Annotated in this window: 17 protein-coding genes; 9 read left to right on the top strand and 8 right to left on the bottom strand. The window is 71.5% G+C overall.

Annotation, left to right across the window (positions count from 1 at the left end; genetic code table 11):
- Window positions 1-89: 89 nt before the first annotated feature.
- Complete coding sequence (locus tag ACTOQ2_RS18820; protein ID WP_440100902.1) at window positions 90-1,526, bottom strand: FdrA family protein; 1,437 nt, start codon at window positions 1,524-1,526, stop codon at window positions 90-92.
- Complete coding sequence (locus ACTOQ2_RS18815; protein ID WP_440100901.1) at window positions 1,513-2,406, bottom strand: DUF2877 domain-containing protein; 894 nt, start codon at window positions 2,404-2,406, stop codon at window positions 1,513-1,515. Before ACTOQ2_RS18815 ends, ACTOQ2_RS18820 begins: the two co-directional genes overlap by 14 nt.
- A 189-nt stretch (window positions 2,407-2,595) precedes the next feature.
- On the opposite strand from ACTOQ2_RS18815, the gene ACTOQ2_RS18810 reads away from it, so the two are divergent.
- The 6 genes from ACTOQ2_RS18810 (at window position 2,596) to cutA (ending at window position 9,900) form a co-directional block, all read left to right on the top strand.
- Complete coding sequence (locus tag ACTOQ2_RS18810; RefSeq protein ID WP_440100900.1) at window positions 2,596-4,176, top strand: PucR family transcriptional regulator; 1,581 nt, start codon at window positions 2,596-2,598, stop codon at window positions 4,174-4,176.
- A gap of 75 nt (window positions 4,177-4,251) precedes the next feature.
- Complete coding sequence (locus ACTOQ2_RS18805) at window positions 4,252-4,467, top strand: RNA-binding S4 domain-containing protein (RefSeq protein WP_362681009.1); 216 nt, start codon at window positions 4,252-4,254, stop codon at window positions 4,465-4,467.
- A 270-nt stretch (window positions 4,468-4,737) separates the two neighbouring features.
- The gene (locus ACTOQ2_RS18800) at window positions 4,738-6,126 is read left to right on the top strand and encodes a uracil-xanthine permease family protein (RefSeq protein ID WP_440100897.1); all 1,389 of its coding nucleotides are present in this window, start codon (window positions 4,738-4,740) and stop codon (window positions 6,124-6,126) included.
- Entirely contained in the window at window positions 6,123-6,992 is an 870-nt protein-coding gene (locus ACTOQ2_RS18795) for an FAD binding domain-containing protein (protein ID WP_440100895.1), read from the top strand. The genes ACTOQ2_RS18800 and ACTOQ2_RS18795 overlap by 4 nt, the downstream gene beginning before the upstream one ends.
- The gene (locus ACTOQ2_RS18790) at window positions 6,985-7,461 is read left to right on the top strand and encodes a (2Fe-2S)-binding protein (protein WP_440064197.1); all 477 of its coding nucleotides are present in this window, start codon (window positions 6,985-6,987) and stop codon (window positions 7,459-7,461) included. Before ACTOQ2_RS18795 ends, ACTOQ2_RS18790 begins: the two co-directional genes overlap by 8 nt.
- Before the next feature lie 48 nt (window positions 7,462-7,509).
- Window positions 7,510-9,900, top strand: a complete 2,391-nt coding sequence (cutA, locus tag ACTOQ2_RS18785; protein WP_440100893.1) for an aerobic carbon-monoxide dehydrogenase large subunit — start codon at window positions 7,510-7,512, stop codon at window positions 9,898-9,900.
- A gap of 35 nt (window positions 9,901-9,935) precedes the next feature.
- Here the strand turns inward: cutA and ACTOQ2_RS18780 are convergent, their stop codons facing one another.
- The 3 genes from ACTOQ2_RS18780 to ACTOQ2_RS18770 all read right to left on the bottom strand — a co-directional run bounded on the left by ACTOQ2_RS18780 (window position 9,936) and on the right by ACTOQ2_RS18770 (window position 12,648).
- On the bottom strand, window positions 9,936-10,499 hold the full coding sequence (locus ACTOQ2_RS18780; RefSeq protein ID WP_440100891.1) for a hypothetical protein: 564 nt from the start codon (window positions 10,497-10,499) through the stop codon (window positions 9,936-9,938).
- Window positions 10,432-11,097 (bottom strand): DUF433 domain-containing protein, encoded by a 666-nt coding sequence (locus ACTOQ2_RS18775; protein ID WP_440100889.1) that lies wholly within the window; start codon window positions 11,095-11,097, stop codon window positions 10,432-10,434. Before ACTOQ2_RS18775 ends, ACTOQ2_RS18780 begins: the two co-directional genes overlap by 68 nt.
- A gap of 174 nt (window positions 11,098-11,271) precedes the next feature.
- Window positions 11,272-12,648, bottom strand: a complete 1,377-nt coding sequence (locus ACTOQ2_RS18770) for a helix-turn-helix transcriptional regulator (RefSeq protein WP_440100887.1) — start codon at window positions 12,646-12,648, stop codon at window positions 11,272-11,274.
- A gap of 325 nt (window positions 12,649-12,973) precedes the next feature.
- Between ACTOQ2_RS18770 and ACTOQ2_RS18765 the strand changes: the two genes are divergently transcribed.
- Entirely contained in the window at window positions 12,974-13,561 is a 588-nt protein-coding gene (locus ACTOQ2_RS18765) for an ATP-binding protein (protein ID WP_440100885.1), read from the top strand.
- On the top strand, window positions 13,489-13,788 hold the full coding sequence (locus ACTOQ2_RS18760; RefSeq protein WP_440101112.1) for a molybdopterin cofactor-binding domain-containing protein: 300 nt from the start codon (window positions 13,489-13,491) through the stop codon (window positions 13,786-13,788). Before ACTOQ2_RS18765 ends, ACTOQ2_RS18760 begins: the two co-directional genes overlap by 73 nt.
- On the opposite strand, the gene ACTOQ2_RS18755 is transcribed toward ACTOQ2_RS18760, so the two are convergent.
- Window positions 13,737-14,081, bottom strand: coding sequence for a winged helix-turn-helix transcriptional regulator (locus ACTOQ2_RS18755; RefSeq protein ID WP_440100883.1), 345 nt, complete (start codon window positions 14,079-14,081; stop codon window positions 13,737-13,739). The genes ACTOQ2_RS18760 and ACTOQ2_RS18755 overlap by 52 nt on opposite strands.
- Window positions 14,082-14,168: 87 nt before the next feature.
- On the opposite strand from ACTOQ2_RS18755, the gene ACTOQ2_RS18750 reads away from it, so the two are divergent.
- Window positions 14,169-15,059 (top strand): pirin family protein, encoded by an 891-nt coding sequence (locus tag ACTOQ2_RS18750; RefSeq protein WP_440100881.1) that lies wholly within the window; start codon window positions 14,169-14,171, stop codon window positions 15,057-15,059.
- Window positions 15,060-15,111: 52 nt separating this feature from the next.
- Here ACTOQ2_RS18750 and ACTOQ2_RS18745 read toward each other — a convergent pair whose 3' ends face one another.
- Both ACTOQ2_RS18745 and ACTOQ2_RS18740 read right to left on the bottom strand, forming a co-directional pair.
- Window positions 15,112-18,537 carry a PQQ-dependent sugar dehydrogenase gene (locus ACTOQ2_RS18745; protein WP_440100880.1) on the bottom strand — a complete coding sequence of 1,142 codons (3,426 nt, stop codon included), beginning with the start codon at window positions 18,535-18,537 and terminating at the stop codon, window positions 15,112-15,114.
- 262 nt (window positions 18,538-18,799) lie between these two features.
- A complete protein-coding gene (locus ACTOQ2_RS18740) occupies window positions 18,800-19,858 on the bottom strand; it encodes a LacI family DNA-binding transcriptional regulator (RefSeq protein ID WP_440064191.1) in 1,059 nt (352 codons plus the stop codon).
- Window positions 19,859-19,933: the final 75 nt, after the last annotated feature.

Raw genomic sequence — 19,933 nt, 5'->3', positions numbered from 1 at the left:
TGGGGAGGAGACCCGGCCCGTGAGGGTCGGAATCCCCTGGCCTCAGTCATGGGGAGGACGTCAACGGTTCTCCCCGAACCTGAAAACGGTCAACGGGAGTTCGCGGCGATCCCGGCGGCCGCTCGCGCGGCGTACCCGGCGGCCCCGGCGTTGGACGTGAACACCGCGGCCCCCGCCGCGTTCAGGGCCCCGGCCTGCGCGGCCAGCCCCTGCGGGTCGCCCTCGGAGCCGACCAGCGCGACCACCGCCGTGACACCTCTCGCGACGGCCTCGGCGATCGCGGGCGCGAGCCCGGCGGAGGGGTCGGGGTCGGCGCCGTGGCCGAGCACCACGTCGAGCAGGACGACGTCGCCGGGCGGCACCTCGGCCAGGGCCTCCAGGCGGAGCGTCGGGTCGATCATCGGGTGGGCCCTGCCGACCGTGTAGGCGTCGTCGCCGAAGTCGGTGAACTCGCCGTGCCCGGCGATCAGCCGCGCCTCCACGCACAGCGTCCCGCCCGAGTAGATCCCCCGCAGGTTCCCCCCGGCTCCCGCGCCACCCGTCCCGGGGGTCGCGGGGGTCGCGCCGGCCGTCCCGGGGGCGGGCCAGGAGGGCCAGGTGGGGACCGGGACGCCGAGGGCGCGCAGGGCGGCCTCGGTCACCGAGGTCAGGTCGTCCTGGCCGGGACAGAGCAGGGCGGTCACGACCGGTGTGCCGAGTTTCGCGACGGCCTCCTCGACGGCCCGCGCGACCTCGGGGGCCGGAGGCTTGGAGATCAGGACGATCAGCTCGGTGGCCGGGTCGGCGTCGAGGGCCTCCAGGGCGCGCAGGGTGGACAGCCCGCCCACGTCCGCGGACAGGTCGCGACCGCCCACGCCCAGCACGTGCGACACCCCCACCCCCGCCAGGTCGAGCAGGCAGGTCACCTGCTGCGCACCGGTCCCCGAGGCGGCCACCAGCCCGACCGGGCCCGGCCGCAGGACGTTCGCGAAGCCGAGACCCGCCCCGCCGACCACCGCGGTGCCGCAGTCGGGACCCATGACCAGCACGCCGCGCTCGGCGGCGCGCCTCTTGAGCAGCACCTCCTGCTCGACCGGCACGTTGTCACTGAAGATCATCACGGACAGGCCCGCCTCGACGGCGTCCAGCGCCTCGGCGAACGCGTACGGGCCCGGCACCGAGACCAGGGCCAGGGTGGCGGCGCGCTCGCGGGCCGCGGCACGGACGGTCCGCGGGGGGCGCTCGGCGCCGCCGCCACCGCCGCCCGCGGACGGGGCCGACAGCGCGGCGAGCAGCCCGTCGAGTTCCGCGGACGCGGCCTCCAGGGCGTCCGCCTCGCCGCGCAGCGCGATCAGCAGGTCGGCGGGATCCGCCCGGGGAAGGTCGAAGCCCAGCTCGGCGGCGATCCCGAGGTTGAGCCCGGTGGCCATCGCCACCACCGCGACCTCCACGCCGGGAAGCGCGGACGCCGCGCGGCTGACCCGCATCAGGCTCACGGAGTCGTGGTAGACCCCCGTACGCGTCCGGACCACATCAGTACTCGCCATTGCCCCCGCCTTCCAGATCGATCACCGCCGCGAGCCCGATCCGCAGCCCCCACGCCAGGTCCGCCCCGGAGGTGTGGCCCAGCTGCAGGAGGCGGTGCAGCGCCGGCTCCAGGGACTGCCGTCCCGCCATGCCCCGCAGCACGGCCAGCACCTCGCCGCTGGCCTCGCCCCGGGCGGCGCAGTGCAGCAGCGCCGCCGAGATGGGGGTGGTCCTGCCGAGCACGTCGAAGGTGACCGCCGCGGCCAGCCAGCCGGCCAGCCAGACGGCCCGGCCCGCCCCCGCCGCCCCGCCCAGATGACGCAGCGCGACCAGCAGTCCCGCGAGCACGTCGTCACCGCTCGGCGTGAGCCCGGGACCCAGGCCGACCAGCTGCTCGGCGGCCACCACGCTCTTCAGCAGCGAGCCCTCGGCGCATCCCTGGGCCAGCAGGCCGGCCGCGCCGTTGCCCTCCAGCCCCGGACGCCTCGGCGACCGCTCGCACAGCTCCGCCATCGCGGGCAGCGAGCGGGCCAGCCGCGCGACGTCCACGGCGCCGAGCGGCGGGGACGGGTTCCACCAGCGGTGGGCCCGCAGGCTGAGCCGCCCGACGTCGATCGAGCCGTCGCCGACGGACGCCTCGTCGCCCACCGCGACCTTCGGCATCGGGCCGGTGACCACCATGGCGTTGGGCAGGCGGGTGGCCTCCCCGGTCACCACCGCGATGACCTGCGGTTCCAGCTCGGTGCGTACCTCAAGGTAGACGCCGGCGGGGAAGGCCGCCAGCACCCGCGCCGGGCGGCGGGGCGCCTCCAGCATCCGGCGCAGGGCCGTGCTGGCCGCGCCGGTCCGGTGCGTCCGTACGTGCACGCGCTGCGCCCTCGGGCGCGTCGTGATGCTCATGAACGCTCCTCGGCCGGCCCCGTGGGTGTGAAGGCGCTCTCTCCAGCGGTTCGCTCGCTCACGAACTCCCCCATCCGTTGAGCCGACGGTAGAACGGGCGCGGACACAGGCCGTACGGAGAAAGCTGCCAACAGTCTGTCCAAAGGTTGGCTCTTCCTGACAGACGGGTCCATCAGTCACAATCACCTCATGGAACCCCCCGTGCGCCCGGCGAGCACCGGAACGATCATCCATGGCGTCGCCGTCGGCGAGGTCCTCGGCGTCTCGACACTGGCGGGGGCCCGGCTGATCGCGGGGGAGCGGGGCCTGGACCGCGTCGTGCAGCGCCTCAACGTGATGGAGGTGCCCGACGTCCTGGCCTGGGTCAAGCCGCACGAGCTGCTGCTCACCACCGGCTACCCGCTGCGCAACACCCCCCAGTCGCTCGGCAGGCTGGTGGCCGACCTCGACGAGCGCGGCCTGGCCGCGCTCGCCGTCAAGCTCGGCCGCTATCTCGACGAGCTGCCCGAGGAGATGGTGGAGCAGGCCGACCGGCTGGGCTTTCCGCTCATCCAGCTTCCCGACAACGTCGGCTTCGACGACATCCTCAACCAGGTCCTGACCGACATCCTCAACCGCCAGGCCGCCGTGCTGGCCAGGGCCGAGGAGGCGCACCGGGCGCTGGTGCAGGTCGTGCTCGCCGGGGGCGGGCTGCGCGAGGTGACGGCCGAGGTCGCCGGGCTGCTGGGCGTGGGGGTGGCCGTGCTGGACGGGACGGGCCACGTGCTGGCCGCGGCCGGGCCCGTCGAGCACATGGCCACGCTGCGCGAGGTCCCCGGGGCCGCCGGGCCCCCCGAGGGGCACCACACCTCGGTGCCGGTCGTGGCGGGTGGCCACCACCACGGCAGGATCGTCGCCTGCGGCCCGGTCGGGTCCATCGGCGACGGCGACGTCGGCATTCTGGAACGTGCCGCCACGGTCGCCGCGCTGGTGGTGACCCGGCAGGAGGCGGTCAACGCCGTCGAGAGCAAGTACCGCGCCGACTTCCTGCGCGACGTGCTCACCGGCAGGGCCGGGGGCTCCGAACGGGTCGCCTCCCGGGCCAGGGCCTTCGGCTGGGACCTGCAGCGCCCGGTCACCGTACTGGTGGCCGAGCTCGACCCCGAGGGTGACGAGCGGGCCGCCCAGGACCGCCTGGTCACCTGCTGGACCGGCGCGATGCGCCGCCACGACGTGCGCGGCGCGGTGGCCGGGTTCTCCCACGAGGTCGTCACCGTCGTGGACGCGTCCGTCGACGCGGGCCGCCTGGCCAAGGACGCCGCGGCGGCCTTCGCCGAGTCCCTGCCCGCCACCTTCTCCACCGGCGCCAGCCGCGTCGCCGTCGGGGCCGAGGCGCTGCCCGAGGCGTACGGCCAGGCGCTGAAGGCCGCGCGGGTGGGCCGCCAGCTCCACGGCAACGGCGCGGTCGCGCACTTCGACCAGCTCGGCGTCTACCGGCTGCTCTCCCTGGTCAACGACACCGCCGAGCTGCACGCCTTCGTCCGCGAGACCCTCGGGCCGCTCGCCTCGGACGACGACGCGGAGAACGCCGACCTGCGCCGCACGCTGCAGGTGCTGCTGGAGACCAACCTCAACGTGGCCGAGACGGCGCGCAGGCTGCACTTCCACTACAACACGCTGCGCTACCGGATCGGCAAGCTGGAGCGCATGCTCGGCGGCTTCACCGAGGACGCCCACCTGCGTCTGAACCTCACCCTCGCCCTGCACGTCCTGCGGATGCGCGGGATCTGACGACCTCACCCCGGATGTGTTCGGCGGCGAGGAGCGGCCGCGTCCGGCGCGTACGCGGGATCTAAGCTGTTCGGCGTGAACGAGACCTTCGAGCTGGACACCGAATACATCCCGCTGTGCGACCTGCTCAAATACTGCGGCGTCACCGAGACGGGCGGCCAGGCCAAGCACTTCATCGCCGACGGCAACGTGCTGGTGGACGGCGAGGTCGAGCTCCGCAAGACCTGCAAGATCCGCGACGGGCAGGTGGTGACCGGCGACGGCTTCGAGATCCACGTGGTCGCGAAATAGCGCGCGTCATGCGTGCCTCCCGCCGGGCCGGCAGGCGCACCGTGCGTGATCCTCGCCGGGCCCGCGGGGGCGACGTACACGATTCTCACCGGGCGGGTAGGTAGGCCGTGCGCGAGGTGTCCACTGGTCGGCCGCTCAGATTTGGCAGATCATGACGGTGTAAGGGCATGCTTCCCGTCCTAACGTGCCCGCAACAGCTGTAAGGGGATTCGCCGGAGGGAAGCCCGCGGGGTGGTCACCGACCGACGGCCCGGTGAAAGGTGGGGCTCGATGGTTGCAGGTTGGACGAAACACGGCGACGGCAGGACACTCGCCCCGGGAGAGGTGGTCAGACCCGACGAGCGGCTGTCGTGGCCGCGCATGGTCGGGTTCGGGGCGCAGCACGTCGTCGCGATGTTCGGCGCGACCTTCGTCTTCCCCCTGGTGATGGGACTCGACCCCAACGTCGCCATCATGTTCTCGGGCGTCGGAACGATCATGTTCCTGCTCATCGTGAAGGGGAAGGTTCCCAGCTACCTCGGCACCAGCGCCTCGTTCGTGGGCGGCGTGCTCGCCATCCGGGCGCTCATGGGCGGCGACACGCCCGCCACCGACGCGATCGTCACCGGCGCCATCCTCGTCGCCGGGCTCGTCCTCGCGCTCGTGGGCGTGGCCATCCACTTCCTCGGCGTGCAGATCATCAACCGCGTCTTCCCGCCGGTCGTCACCGGCGCCGTCGTCATGCTGATCGGCTTCGGCCTGGCGTACGTCGTCGCCGACATCTACTGGCCGCAGGACCAGTGGATCGCCCTGATCACGATGACCGTCACCTTTGTCATCATCGTGCTCTTCAAGGGCTTCATCGGCAGGATCGGCATCCTGCTCGGCCTGGTCATCGGTTTCCTGCTCTCCTGGGTGGCCGACAAGGTCTTCGGGAACATCACCGCCTTCAACGCGGGCACCGGCGCGGTCGACACGCACCCGAGGGTGAGCTTCGACGCGGTGGCGTCGGCCGACTGGATCGGCCTGCCGAGCATGCACTTCCCCGACTTCAAGTTCTCCGCCGTGCTGCTGGTCCTCCCCGCGGTGATCGCGCTGGTCGCCGAGAACGTCGGCCACGTCAAGGCCGTCGGCGAGATGACCCGGACCGACGTCGACCCGTACATGGGCCGGGCGGTCGCCGCGGACGGCGCCGCCACCGTCGTCGCCAGCGCCTTCGGCGGCTCCCCGACCACCACCTACGCCGAGAACATCGGCGTGATGGCCGCCACCCGCGTCTACTCGACGGCCGCCTACTACATCGCCGCCGTCATCGCGATCCTGTTCGGCCTCTGCCCGAAGTTCGGCGCGCTGGTCGCGGCCACGCCGGGCGGCGTGCTCGGCGGCATCACCGTCATCCTGTACGGCATGATCGGCCTGCTCGGCGCGAAGATCTGGATCGAGAACCGGGTCGACTTCGCCGACCCCGTCAACCTCGTCCCGATCGGGGCCGGGATCATCCTCGCCATCGGCCCGGTCAAGCATATGATCAGTTCGGACTTCACGCTGGAGGGCATCGCCCTCGGCACCATCGTGGTGGTGGCCGGCTACCACCTGCTCCGGGTCATCGCCGGGCGGGGCGGCACCGGAGGCGGCGCCGGTCCGAAGGTGTCCGAGCCGCAACGAGAGGCCACTGGGTGAAGCCACCCCCGTTCGAATACCACGCCCCCCGCTCCCTCGGCGAGGCGCTCGACGCCCTCGCCGGGGCCGGGGAGCACGGCAAGGTGCTCGCCGGGGGGCAGAGCCTGATCCCGCTGCTGAACATGCGGCTGGCCGCCCCGGCCCACCTGGTCGACATCAACCGGCTGCCGGAGCTGGCGTTCGTCGACGTCGCCCCGGAGGGCGTCCGGGTCGGCGCCCTGGCCAGGCACGCCCAGGTGGAACGGCACGATCCGGCCGCCGCCGCCCAGCCGCTGCTGCGCCAGGCGCTCCGGCTGGTGGCCCACCCGGTGATCCGCAACCGGGGGACCGTGGTCGGCAGCCTGGCCCACGCCGACCCCGCCGCCGAGCTGCCCGCCGTCCTGGCCCTGCTGAAGGGCTCGGTACGGCTGGCGCGGCCCGGCGCGGTCAGGGACGTCGACGCGGGGGACTTCTTCACCGGCCCGCTGGAGTCGGCCCTCGCCCCGGGCGAGCTGGCCGTCTCCGCGTTCTTCCCCGCGCCGCCCCCGCGCTCGGGCACCGCGTTCCGCGAGATCGCCCGGCGGCACGGCGACTACGCCCTGGCCGGGATCGCGGCGCTGGTCGTCCTGGACGACGACCTGAGGATCACCTCGGCCACGGTGGCGTGCGTGAGCCTCGCCCTCGTCCCGCTGCTCGTCGACGTCACCGAGGCCGTCGGCCACCGCCCGGCCGCCTCGGCGGACTGGGACTCGGCGGCCCGGCTCGTACGGGAACGGGTCGATCCCGAGACCGACATCCACGCGACCGCCGCCTACCGGCGGCACCTCGCCGGAGTCCTCACCGAGCAGGCACTCCGTGACGCCGCCAGGGAGGCCGCGGATGCATGAGATCACGCTGACCGTCAACGGGGTACTGCGGCAGGCGGAGGTCCCGGCGCGACGGCTGCTGTCCGACTGCCTGCGGCACGACCTCGGGCTGACCGGCACCCACGTCGGGTGCGAGCACGGGGTCTGCGGGTGCTGCACGGTGCTGCTGGACGGCGAGCCCGTCCGCTCCTGCCTGACGTTCGCGGTCACCGTGGACGGGCGCGACATCACCACCGTCGAGGGACTCGCCGACGGGGACGGCACGCTCTCGCCGGTGCAGCGGGCCTTCGCCGAGTGCCACGGCCTGCAGTGCGGCTTCTGCACCCCCGGCTTCCTGTGCACGGTGACCGCGCTGCTGCGCGACAACCCGGCGCCGACCGACGAGGAGGTGCTGGAGGGCATCTCCGGCAACCTGTGCCGGTGCACGGGGTACCAGAACATCGTCAAGTCCGTCCACCGCGCGGCCGAGATCATGGCGGAGGACCCGTGAGCGGGCGTGGCGAACACCCGGGCGGGCGAGGCAGGTGAGGCGATCATCATGACCACGAAACTGTTCGGCGAACCGGTCATCCGGCGCGAGGATCCCCGGCTGCTGACCGGCCAGGGCCGCTACGTCGACGACCTGGGAGCCGGGGCGCTGGAGGCGGCGTTCGTCCGGTCCCCGCACGCCCACGCCAGGATCCGCGACATCGACGTCTCGGCCGCCATCGAGGTCGACGGGCTGGTGGCGATCTACACCTGGGAGGACCTGCCCGGCGCGCTCGCCCAGCCGCTGCCGCTGCTCATCCCGCACCCGGCGCTCACCCACGGCCGCACCGCGTACCCGCTGGCCCGCGAGATCGTCAGGCACGTCGGCGAGCCCGTCGTGATGGTCGTCGCCCGCGACCGCTACCTCGCCGAGGACGCCTGCGCGCTCATCCAGGTCGACTACGAGATCCTCAAGCCGGTGGTCGGCGTGGAGGAGGCCGCGCAGTCGGCCCAGCTCGTCCACGAGGGCGTGCCGGGCAACGTCGGCGCGCACCTGGTCCAGGAGGTGCCCTCGGCCGCCGGGCTCGGCGCGCGCGAGGCGATCGACGCCGCGCCGCACACATTGTCCTTCCGGCTCGACATCGAGCGCAGCGCGTCCATGCCGCTGGAGGGGCGCGGTGTGCACGCCCGCTGGGACGCCGACGACCGGTCCCTGCGCGTCCACTCCAGCACCCAGACCTCCACGAGCGTCCGCATGGCCATCGCGGCCAAGCTCGGCCTGCCGCTGCCGAAGGTCGAGGTGATCGCCCCCGACGTGGGCGGCGGGTTCGGGGTGAAGATCGTGCACCCGTGGCCGGAGGAGATCCTCGTCCCGTGGGCGGCGATCACGCTCGGCCACGAGGTCAAGTGGACCGAGGACCGGCGCGAGCACTTCGTCTCCTCCGCGCACGAGCGGGCCCAGGTGCAGTCGGTCCGGGTCGGCTTCGACGACGAGGGCCGGGTGCTCGGCCTGGACGTCGAGATCCTGCACGACCACGGCGCCTACACGCCGTACGGGATCATCGTGCCGATCATCACCTCCACCCAGCTGCTCGGCCCCTACCGGATCGGCGCCTACCGGGTCGAGTTCTCCTCGATCTACACCAACACCGTGCAGGTCACCCCGTACCGGGGGGCGGGCCGCCCACAGGGGGTCTTCTGCATGGAACGGACGATGGACCACATCGCCGAGCATCTCGGGGCCGACCGCACGGCGGTGCGCGCGATCAACTTCATCCAGCCCGACGAGTTCCCCTACGACCAGGGCCTGATCTTCCAGGACGGCCGCCCGCTGATCTACGACAGTGGCGACTACCCCGAGTCGCTGCGGATGCTCAAGGAGCTGATCGGCTGGGACGACTTCCCGGCCCTGAAGGCCCGCGCCGCCGAGGAGGGCCGCACGATCGGGATCGGCGTCGGCTGCTACGTCGAGGGCACCGGCGTCGGCCCGTACGAGGGCGGGCACGTCCAGATCACCTCCGACGGCCGGGTGCACGTCTCCACCGGCCTCACCTCCCAGGGCCAGGGCCACGAGACGGTGTTCGCGCAGATCGCCGCGTCCGAGCTGGGCGTGCCGATGGAGCGGGTCTCGGTCGTCACCGGCGACACCCGCAGGTTCGGCTACGCGGTCGGCACGTTCGCCTCGCGCGCCGCGGTGATGAGCGGCAACGCGATCGCGCTGGCCTGCAGGAAGGTGCGGGAGAAGGCGCTGCGGATCGCCGCCGACGCGCTGGAGGCCGACCCGCGCGACCTGGAGATCGTCGACGGGGAGGTGCGGGTGGCGGGCACCCCCGGCGCCTCGATCCCGCTGGCGACCGTGGCGGTGCTGTCCAACCCGCTGCGCTACGCCTTCGACGAGGAGGCGGCCAGGGCCACCCAGTTCGCGGGCGCCGCGTCCTACGACCGGCCGCCGGTGGCCGAGGGGGAGGAGCCTGGGCTGGAGGGCCGCGACTACTACTCGCCGATCCGCTCGACCTTCGCCTCCGGCATGCACGCGGCCGTCGTCGAGACCGACCCGCTCACCGCGGAGATCCGCATCCTGCGCTACGCCGTCGTCCACGACTGCGGCAGGCTGATCAACCCGATGATCGTCGAGGGTCAGATCCACGGCGGGGTCGCCCAGGGTGTCGGCGGCGCCCTGTACGAGAAGATGGTCTACGACGGCCACGGCCAGCTGCTGAACGCCTCCTTCATGGACTTCCTGATGCCGTACGCCACCGAGGTGCCCCACATCGAGACCGCCCATCTGGAGACGCCGTCCCCGCTCAACCCGCTGGGCATCAAGGGCGCGGGGGAGGCCGGGGTCATCCCGGTCTCGGCGGTGATCGCCTCGGCGATCGAGGACGCGGAGGGGATCAGGATCGACAGGATGCCGATCTCCCCGTCGGACCTGTTCGACCTGCGCCGCGCCGCCACGGGCTGAACCTCGGCCCTCCGGGCCGAGACCCGGCCATGTCTTCAGCGTCCATTGGCCTTCGGTGTCCGGATACTTTCGAACGTCAAACTGATCACATCATCAGAGAGCCCGCAATCGATGCTTCTCGCGCGCCGTGCGCGCTTCTTTCTGGTGGCCGGAGGCTCGTAGACCTCCAGGCCGCGCGGGGTCAATCGCCACACGCCGGCCCGAAGTTGGCTGGCCTCGCTGCACATCGCCGAGAGATTGCGAGTGATCAGCTCCTTACGCTCCTCGATCTTCGACTCTCCCGGCAGGAGGAACACCGCGACCTTGGCCAGGAGGTAAGCCTGGTACTCGTGCGGACGCTCGAAGATACGAATGTCACACGCGATCACCAACCAGCCACGCTGCCCCACCAGAGGCAGCCATCGCTCGTCGGGGACGCCGAGCGCTTCGTCTCTCGAACCGAACAGTTCCGCGGGAGTATGCACCTGGTAGCCCAGGCCGCCCAGCAGTTTGCGGACGCTGCGGCTGACGCTGTTCTCGTCGAGATAGAACTCAGGCGGCGTGGCCCAGGAGGATGCGGGTGGCGGTTCTGACGTCGTCGAGGGTGACTCCGAGCTCATCGGCGATCACCTCGGGCGCCTCTCCGGCCTTCATCATGGCCGCGACCTCGGCCACCCGGGTGCGGGTCTGCGCGAAGATCGGCTGCCCGAAGGCCCGGAGTGGATCGATCACCACCTTGGACGGGAGACAGCTTCGCAGCCTCAGGCTCGCAGGGAATCCGTCCTCGGCGCGAATCACGTAGTCCAGGTAGTCGGTGACGATCTCCCTGATGACATGCTGGCCCGTCCTGCCCTCGATGAGCCCCGCACCGGCCTCGGTTCGAGAGAAGTCCCAGAGCACGTCGATGCCGTCCGTCGCCAGCTCGGGCGCCAGTAGAACGTACTCGTGACCGAATTCCTGCTGAAGCCGCTGGAGTGCGGGCCGGATTCTGCCCGGCTTCACCCCGGCCCGCTTGAGGGCATCGAGCACGTACGCCTCGGCCATGGCGACGAACGGTACGGTCGCCTGCCTGGTCCCGCCGGGAGGAAGAACGTGCAGTAGCGGACGTTCCCGCTCGTGGCCCCTGGCCCAGCGGTTGAAGGTCTGCTGCCGGATATCGAGGAAGCGCGCAGCGTCGCTCTGACTCAGCAGACCCGTCCGAGTCCGGATATCGTCCACGCCACTCGCCTCCTCCCATCGTCGCGCTTACTGTCATCATCGCCGATCGGCCTATCACCGGACAGGGTGCCTCGCCGCCATGACCATCATGGCCGACAGCGAGAAGATCATGATGGGGTGACCCCGGGTGATGGACCCGCTCGCCGGTTGGTCGCACCCCGGTCTCGTACGTGATCAGGCAGCGAGTTCGTGGTTCAGATGGTCGCGGAACTCGCGGACCATCACGCTGCCTTTGTACGGCTCAAGTTGATCAGCGAACTGCTGGAGGCGCTCCACCAGACGAGGGGAGGTCAACGCTTTGATCGCCGGAATCGCGGCACGTGCGCGGGTGATCCCCTGCTCCAGCTCGCCCGTCCCAAGGTAGGCCTCGGCGGCGTTGACCTGGGCGAACTGCACCGCACGGATGAAGCGCCCGTCGTAGCCCTGTATGGCCGTTTCCGCGAAGGCGGCCGCCCGCCGGTGCTCGCCGATCTGCTGCCAGCAACAGCCCATGGCCGCGACCAGCCCCGGTCTGCCGTACGAGGCCAGCCACTCCGGGTCGCGGTCGCCGGAACCCTGGTCGTACGCGCGCTCGGCCGCGGCGAGCAGCCGTTCGACCTGCTTGGCGACATGCCCGCCAGAAGTCGCGCTCCCCGCGGTCCGCGAAGCGATGGCCCCGGCCTCCTTGACCAGCATCAGCGCCATGACACGTGAGGGCGCATCGGCCCGGCGTGCCGTGTCGACGGCGGCGCGGGCCAGCCATTCCGCCCACCTGGGCTGCCGCAGATAGATTGCCTGCTGGGTCAGCGTCATCAGCACCCAGGCGCCCGCGAGGGGGTCGTTCCCGGTTTTCGCCAGCTTGAGTGCCTGGCCGAAATGGTGCTGTGCCTTGCCATGGTGGCCGAGATCGAAGGCCGTCCAGCCAGCCAGTTCGGTCATCCCCGCCGCCGCGACCATCAGCTCGGCCCCGACCTTGTCGTTGTAGCGACCACGCAGTAGCGGCGACACGCTGCCGTTCAGGTAGTTCATGACCACCGGGCGCACCACCCCGGACCCGAAGCGCTGGTCCATCTGGCTGAAAGCCCTGCGGGACTCGTTGATCCGGGTGACGTCGGAGAGACCCACGATCGGTCCGGATCCGTGGTGCGCGGTCGACTCGGCGGGGACGTCATAGCTCCAGGAGACCAGCCACTCACCCAGGGCGGCGGGCACGAACGGCAACGCGGCCAGCATCTCGCGCCGGGACGAGTCCACCTCACACCTCCACAGATGCGTGACCGCCTTCACCGTAGCCGCCTGTGAACCGTCTCCGAAGTCGGCGTTCGGCCACGATGATGTCGCCGCGAAGGCCCACCCTTCTATCCACCGCTCGACCTCCACCGCGTCCACCTCGAACACGGCGGCGATCCGCTTCCGGCTGTACGCCCGGACACCCTGCTCGCCCCGCTCCCACCGCCCCCAGGCCGCAGCGGACACTCCGACTGCATCCGCCGCCGCTTCCTGGGTCATTCCCCGCTGTTTACGCGCCCTGGCCAGCTCCGGACGCCCTTTACCGCCGCACGGCTCACTCACGACAGCCCCTCTAGGTAATCGAATGACAACTCATTGTGATATTCGAAGGCCTTCGGTCGCCACCTTCTGCGAAAACGTTCGGTTAACGTCCACCTTCGGAACGTAACGCGATCGGTCAGCGGCCAACGAGCGGCGTTGGTGTTCACCCTTCGAGCGCCCTGGCGTTTCCTGCTGTGCACAGCCCTACAGTGAACGGAGCGTGCTTATGCTGCCAGTCGGCGACATCACCCCGGGTGCTCGACACCGCCCGGCCGAAAGCCCGGCTTCTCTGCCGGACCGGAACGGGAAACACCTCGGCGCAACCAGACAGAGCACCATTGCGGCGGTGCATGACACCGGGACGATGGGGCGAGACGGGCAGGACGACATCCGTGCGCTGGTGAAGGTCCTGCGACCCGGCTCCGCCTCGCGCCGCGCCCGCGCTGTCGTCCGCGAGGTGCTCCAACACGTCGGACTGTCCGGCGATGACATCGACACCGCTGAACTCATCGTCGCCGAACTCGCAGCCAACGCCGAGAAGCACGCCCGCCCTCCGTACGAGCTGCGCGTCCTCAGCCTGGACGGTATCCCCGCCTGGTGCGAGATCGTCGACGGCGACCCCGACCTGCACGAGATCAGCATCATCCTCAACCTGCTGCGCTCGGTGGAGGAGATCGGCCTGCCCCTGCTCGCCGAGAACGGCCGCGGACTGCTCCTGGCCCACCGGCTTTCGCACGGCCACTGCCAGACCTACCCGGTTGTCACCCTCACCACTGCCACCCCCGGCAAGGCCGTCGCCTTCGCCCTGCCCAACCTTCTTCGGCAACCGCCTGATCTTCCCACCCCTCCCCGACCTTCGCTCTGGCCTCGCCGAACTCCGGCACCGGTCATCGGGACAAGCACTACGCCGTCGTCCATGACTGCGGCAAGCTGATCAACCCGATGATCGTCGAGGGGCAGATCCACGGCGAGGTCTTTTGCGAGAGGCTGGTCCACGACGGCTGCGGCCAGCCGAGGCCATCTTCCCGATCTCCGCGGGATCATCCGGCCGGGCGGCCGTGGTCCCGGGCCGTGCCGAACCGGACCGGACCGGCGGGGCCCGCTCCAGGTCATGCGTCGTCAGGTGGGAGGTGCCGCTCACTCCAGCGAGACAAGGGTTGAAGGGCGGAGATCAGCTCTTCGGCGTCGGGCGTGAGGGCGTAGGTGATCTGGACCGGCATGCTGGGGATCACCGTGCGTTCGATGAGCCCGCGGGCCTGGAGTTGCTTGAGCCTCAGCGTGAGCTGCGGATCCGAGATACCAGGCACCAGGGCGCGGTACTCCTTGAACCGGCGGGCGCCGCGGACCGCGGCGAGCAGGATCGGCCCGGTCCAGCGGACCCCGATGATGTCGATCGCGCGCAGGATGCGGTGGCAGTGCTCCTCGTCGATCTGAGTGGTGGGCGGCGTGGTCACTTTCCAAATGTAAGTAACTTCAGTGTCCTTTGCCAACCCGGATCGGCGGATGGATGCTTCTGATGACCGACGAAAGGGAGGGTCATCATGACCGCGCGAACCGTGCCGGCGAGCCGGAAGGTGGACCGGGTTCTCGACAAGGTGGACATCGGCGCGACCGCGACGTCCGATCACAGCGCGATGATCATCGCGCCGGGCAACAACGCCTGGACCGATCCGTTCCTGGTGATGGGGGAGGAGCTGGTCAACCAACCGGGGTTCGACTGGCACCCGCACCGTGGGCTGGAGACCGTGACCCTGATCCTGGACGGGGCCCTGGAGCACGGCGACAGCATGGGCAACGCCGGTGTGCTCGGGGCGGGGGACGTGCAGTGGATGACCGCGGGGCGGGGCATCATCCACCGTGAGGTCGCCGCCCGCTCAGAGCGGGCCCACATCATCCAGATATGGGTCAACCTGCCGGCGCATCAAAAGATGGTACCCACCCGCTATCAGGACCTGCGGGCCGGCATGCACGCCGTGCACACCGAGGACGGTGTGCTGGTCCAGCTGATCTCGGGGGAGACCGGGCCGGCGCGCGGGCCGGCGCTCAACCACTGGCCGATTCTGGGCATGATGATCACGCTCGACCCGAGGACCGAGTACCGGCAGCTGCTCGACGGGGACCAGCGCGCGTTCGCGTACGTGATCTCGGGCCGGCTGACGGTCGCCGGCCGGACCGTGCACGCCGGGCAGATCGCCTGGTCCGATCCGGTGTCCGGGCAGGGCGACGCGACCACGCTGACCCTGGCCACCGGCGACGGTGACGAGCAGACCAAGGTGCTGCTGCTCGCCGGGCGGCCCATCGGTGAGTCCGTGTACGCCAGCGGCCCCTTCGTGATGAACACGCGCGCCGAGATCGAGCAAGCCTACCGCGACTTCCACTCCGGCAAGTTCGGCAAGATCCCCCGGCACACACGCCTGCCCGCCGGTGCGTGACCGGTCGAGGTCGCCGCTCGGCGAACAGGCGTGGCCACGCCCCCGGGCCGGGTCACGGCTCGGAGGCCGGTGCCCGGTTCGGGGTCAGGGCGGTGCCGGTGGCGGAGAAGTCCCTGGTCCGGCCGAAGTTGTCGAACGAGCCGAAGCCGATCCGGCCGGAGGTGAAGGTCTGGTCGGTGGCCGTCATCAGCGGGGTCGCCGAGCCGTCCACGTAGACCGCGATCTCGCCCGTGCCGGCGCAGTGCCGGACGCGGACCCGGTGCCAGCCGGCGTCGGTCACCGCCGGGGGAGCGCCGACCGTGCCGGTCCACTGGTCGTCGATGCGCAGCCGGTCGGCGTTGTTCACCACGAAGATGCCGTTGTGCGGGTAGATCGTGTTGTCCTGCGACAGGTGGACGTAGTAGTACTCCGTGTCGGACCGGTGGCCGAAGACGACGATCACGTCCCGGTTGCTCACGCTCACGCTCTCGTCCAGCCTGACCTCGGCGTCGATCTGCACCGATCCGAAGACCGGGCCCTTGGTGAGCACGGCGTACTCGAACGGGCGGCGCGGGCCGGAGGGAGCCGTCCCGGCCTCGGCCAGGATCACCTCGTCGCCGGGAAAGCGCCACTTGGCGGGGGTGCGCGGGGCCCAGCTCGACTGGGCCGCGGTGCCGGTGACGCTCGCGGTGCCCACGGCGCAGCCGGCGTGCTGCGGGGGCCGGGTGACCCGCCAGATCTTGCCGTTGGCCTTGGACAGGACGAGCAGTTCGCCGTCGCCGTCGACGCCCAGGCGGAAGTCGACCCGGTCGTTGCCGGCCAGCTGCCGCATCGTCACCTGCCGCTCGGCCGCGTCGAACAGCGTCAGCTCCTTGACCGTGGCGAGCTTCGCGCCACGGACCATCTCCCCGACCTCGGAGTAGAAGATCCGGCCGCTGACGATGTCGCCGTAGACGTACTTGCCGGTGAGCTCCGGCACCGCCTCGCCCCGGTAGACGAAGCCGCCGACCAGCGCGTTGCCGGTGTCGTGGTCGTAGCTGATCACCGGGTAGGTGTAGCCGTAATTCGCGTCGTCGGCGGGGAGCGGGTAGACGTTGGTCGGGTCGGACTTCTTGAACAGGAAGCCGCCCTCGCGCTCGTTCCAGCCGAAGTTGTCGCCCGCCTCCACCTCGTAGACCGAGTCGATGTTGACCTCGCCGATCATGCCGACGTACATCTTCCCGGTGGCCGGGTCCCAGCTGAACCGGTGCGGGTTGCGCAGCCCGTAGGCGTAGATCTCGCCGAGCGCGCCCGCGCGGTTCACGAAGGGGTTGCCGGGCGGCACGCCGTACCCGCCGCCGGGCCCGTCGGTGCCCGCCGGGTCGATGCGCAGGATCTTGCCCTGCGGCACGCCCAGGTTCTGCGGCCCGGCGGTGAAGTTCGGCGTCTCCTCGCCGTCGCCCAGGGCGAGGTAGAGGAGGGTGCGGTTGGCGTCCCCGGCCTCGGCGGTCGGGTTGAAGCCGATCTCCTGGACGCCGTGCAGGAAGGTGTCGAAGCCGAGCCTGAGGACCTCGCGCCTGGTGCCGGCGAAGACGTTCGCGGCCGGGTCGGTCGCGGTCCACTCGGTGATCACGTTGTGCACGGAGGTGCCGGCCGGGTACGGCAGGTCGGGTGTCTTCGTGGTGAGCGCCGGTCCCGCCTCGGAGTGCGTGGTGTAGAACTTCCCGTTGGTCCGGTAGTCGGGGTGGAAGGTGACGAAGCCGAAGCCGGTCCCGAGGTTGGGGTTGAGCCGGAAGTCGGGGAAGGCGGCCGCGACGTCGAGGAACCGCACCGGGGCGCCGTTCACGACGAGGTACATCGTGCCGTTCAGATCGGGCACGTAGAGCCGTCCGGAGCCGTCGGGGATCTCACCGGCGTAGTTGATCCGGGCCCGGGGCGCGGTGGCGTTGCTGGCGGGGATGGTGACGAACTCCCGCAGCGTGACGCCGAGGCCGGTGACGACGGGGTCGCCGGGCAGCGGGTCGGGCAGCGGCAGGTCGCTCGTGCCGGTCACGCCGCAGGCGTCGGCGGCGCCGCCCGGCACCCGCAGGTTGACCCCGCCGGTGTCGACCGCGATGTCGTCGAAGTAGAGGGCGGAGGCGCTGTTCGCGCCGTTGATCACGGCGAACCGGTCCAGCGCCTCGGCGGTGCCGTTGCGGAAGCCGAACCGTCTCTCGGTGCCCGCGGGCAGCCGGGTGGTCACCGCGTACGGGCCGCCCCTGCTGTACATCGCGAAGGTGTCGGTCGTGTTGTCGGCGACCAGCCACACGCACTGCCAGGTGCCGGGCGCCCAGGTGCCCGCGGGGGAGAAGGCGCCCCGGTCGCGGGCGTTCAGCGTGGCGGAGTTCTGGTTGTTGGCCTGGACCTCGAAGTCGCCGAACGCGGCGGGCGCGTCCGCGTCGGTCAGCCCGGCGCTGGTGTCGACGTTGCCGGTCCGCTGGAAGCGGAAGAAGAGGGTGCCGCTCGCGCCCGGTGCGATGGCGGGGACCGCCCGGTGCGCCCGCAGGTTCGGGCCGGTCATCCGGATCGCCTGGTTCCCGGCCTGCCTCGGGTCGGCGGCGACGACGACGGCCGCGCCCGAGGTCCTCCAGCCGTCCTGGCCGTTCAGCGCGCCCGCGGTGTAGCCCTCCAGGTCGAGGACCTCGTCGAAGGCGGGGGTCGGGTCGGCCAGGGTGGCGCCGTCGGGGTCGAGGTGAATGTTGTCGACGTAGGACACCCCACTCGGCGGGTCCTCCGGGTCGTTCAGGTGCAGGAAGGTGACGAGCGGGGCGGAGCCGCCGGTCCGGAAGGCGAAGGTGTCGTCGCCGCCCGCGGCGGCCCGCACCGGCTGCCCGCCCGGCGCGGCGACGTGCACGCGGTAGCTGTCGGCGGCGGTGTCGACCACGGCCCAGATCCGGTGGACCGCGCCGGGGGTGAGGGTGACGTTGTCGGCGACGCGGTCCTGGCCCCCGTCCCTGATGACGAGGCCCCGTTCGTTGAAGCGCACCTGTACGGCGTAGTCGTCCAGGTCGAGCTCGTCACCGGTGGTGTCGAAGCCCAGGCCGGGGGACTCGTCGGCGCTCAGGCCCAGGCTGACGTCCGTCCTGGCCGGGTCGTCGGCGGCGAACTCCAGGAAGAGGGTGCCGGTGGCGCCCTCGGCGATGGCGAGGTCGCCCAGGGTGGCGTAGGCGTTGCCGCGGTAGCGGACAGGCTGGGCACTGGCGTCCAGCTTGTCGATCAGGGTCTTGCCGGAGAAGCCCGCGGGCACCGCGTCGCCCGCGAGGGCTCCGTCGGCGGCGCCGGGGGTGTTGACGTGCCAGGTTCCCTGCGAGCGCAGGCTGCCGTTGTCGTAGTCGTCGAAGGTGGCCAGGGCGCAGAGGGCGGGACAGGGGGGTGCCGCCGCGGCGGCCGGGGCCGTGGCGACCAGCGCGAACCCCAGGCCGGTGACCAGGGCGAGCGCCGGTGACAGCAGCCGGCGGAGGGGGGTGGGCAGGGCGGGCATCCGGATCCTCTCGGGGGGTGAGTGATCCGTAAGCGCTTGCGAAAGCGCTTACGTTCGGGCCTGCGCAGATGTTAACTCTGAAGATCGGGATGTCAACAGTCGTGACCGCCGGACTGTGCGGGAGGGGCTCCTCGCGCCGCGGGACGGGCTTCCTCGCGCTACGGGCCCCATGCCGCGGGTACGGGCTCCCGCGCCGCGGGACGGCACGCCGCCCGGGGGCGTTCCACGGGTCTCCACCGCGGGCTCGAAGGGCTCGAAGGGCTCAGCGGGTGAGGCGGGCCGCCCCGGATCTGGCGGGGACCGGGCCGGTGGAGGCGCGGACGACCAGCTCGTGGCCGGTGCGCCGGCGCCGGGGGCGGGAGGCGGGAGGCTTGAGGACGAGTTCGAGCGCCTGCCGGCCCATGCCGATCATCGGCAGGCGGATCGTGGTCAGGCCCGGGTAGACGTCGGCGGCCACCGGGATGTCGTCGAAGCCCGCGACCGAGACCTCGCCGGGGATCAGGCGGCCGTCGCGCAGCAGCCAGGACAGCGCGCCGACGGCCATCGGGTCGTTGAGTGCGACGACCGCGGTCAGCTCCGGGTGCTCGCGCATCAGCCGCGCGGTCGAGGACACGCCGCCCTCGCGGGTGAAGTCGCCGTGCACGACGGGGATCGCCCCCCAGCTCAGGCCGTGCGCCTCGGCGGCGCCGCGCAGGCCGGCGAGGCGGTCCTCCACGGTGGTGAGGTTGGCCGGGCCGCCGACCACGCCGATGTCGCGGTGGCCGAGGTCCAGCAGGTGGCGCATGACGGTCTCCGCGCCGTTGCGGTTGTCCGGCAGCACCGCGTCGACCGGCAGGTGGTGGCGGCCTATCACCGCCACGCGGCCTCCCGCCGCGCTGAAGGACGCCAGCTCGGCGGCGGTGTCGACCTCGGTGTCCGCCTCGACGTACCCCGATCCGGCCAGGACGATCGAGGTGACCCGGTGGGCCCGCAGCGTGCGGATGCGCGCAAGCTCGGCGCGCGGGTCGCGCTCGGTCTGGCTGATCATGGCCATGTAGCCGCGGCTCTCGGTCTCGCGCAGCACGCCCCGGGCGATCTCGGAGAAGTAAGGGTCGCCGACGTCGTGGACGATCAGCCCGATCATGGAGGCCTGCCCGCCGGCGAGGGCCCGGGCGTGGCTGTTGGGGACGTAGCCCACCTGGGCCGCGACTGCCTGGACGTGCGCCGCGAGCGTGGAGCTGACCCCGCTGCTCCCGGTCATGGCGCGGGAGGCCGTCGCCAGCGAGACCCCCGCGGCGCGGGCGACGTCCACCAGGCGCGGGATGGCCGGACGCTCTTTCATTGGCGAAGTTAGCCCCTTGTCACGTCGCTGTAATGCGTGCCATGGTAACCGAAAGCGCTTGCGAAAGCGCTTTCG

The organism is Streptosporangium sp. H16, from assembly GCF_051918855.1.
Classification (GTDB): domain Bacteria; phylum Actinomycetota; class Actinomycetes; order Streptosporangiales; family Streptosporangiaceae; genus Streptosporangium.
Note: the sequence above shows the minus strand (reverse complement) of the source record. Positions and strands in the feature narration are given on the sequence as shown.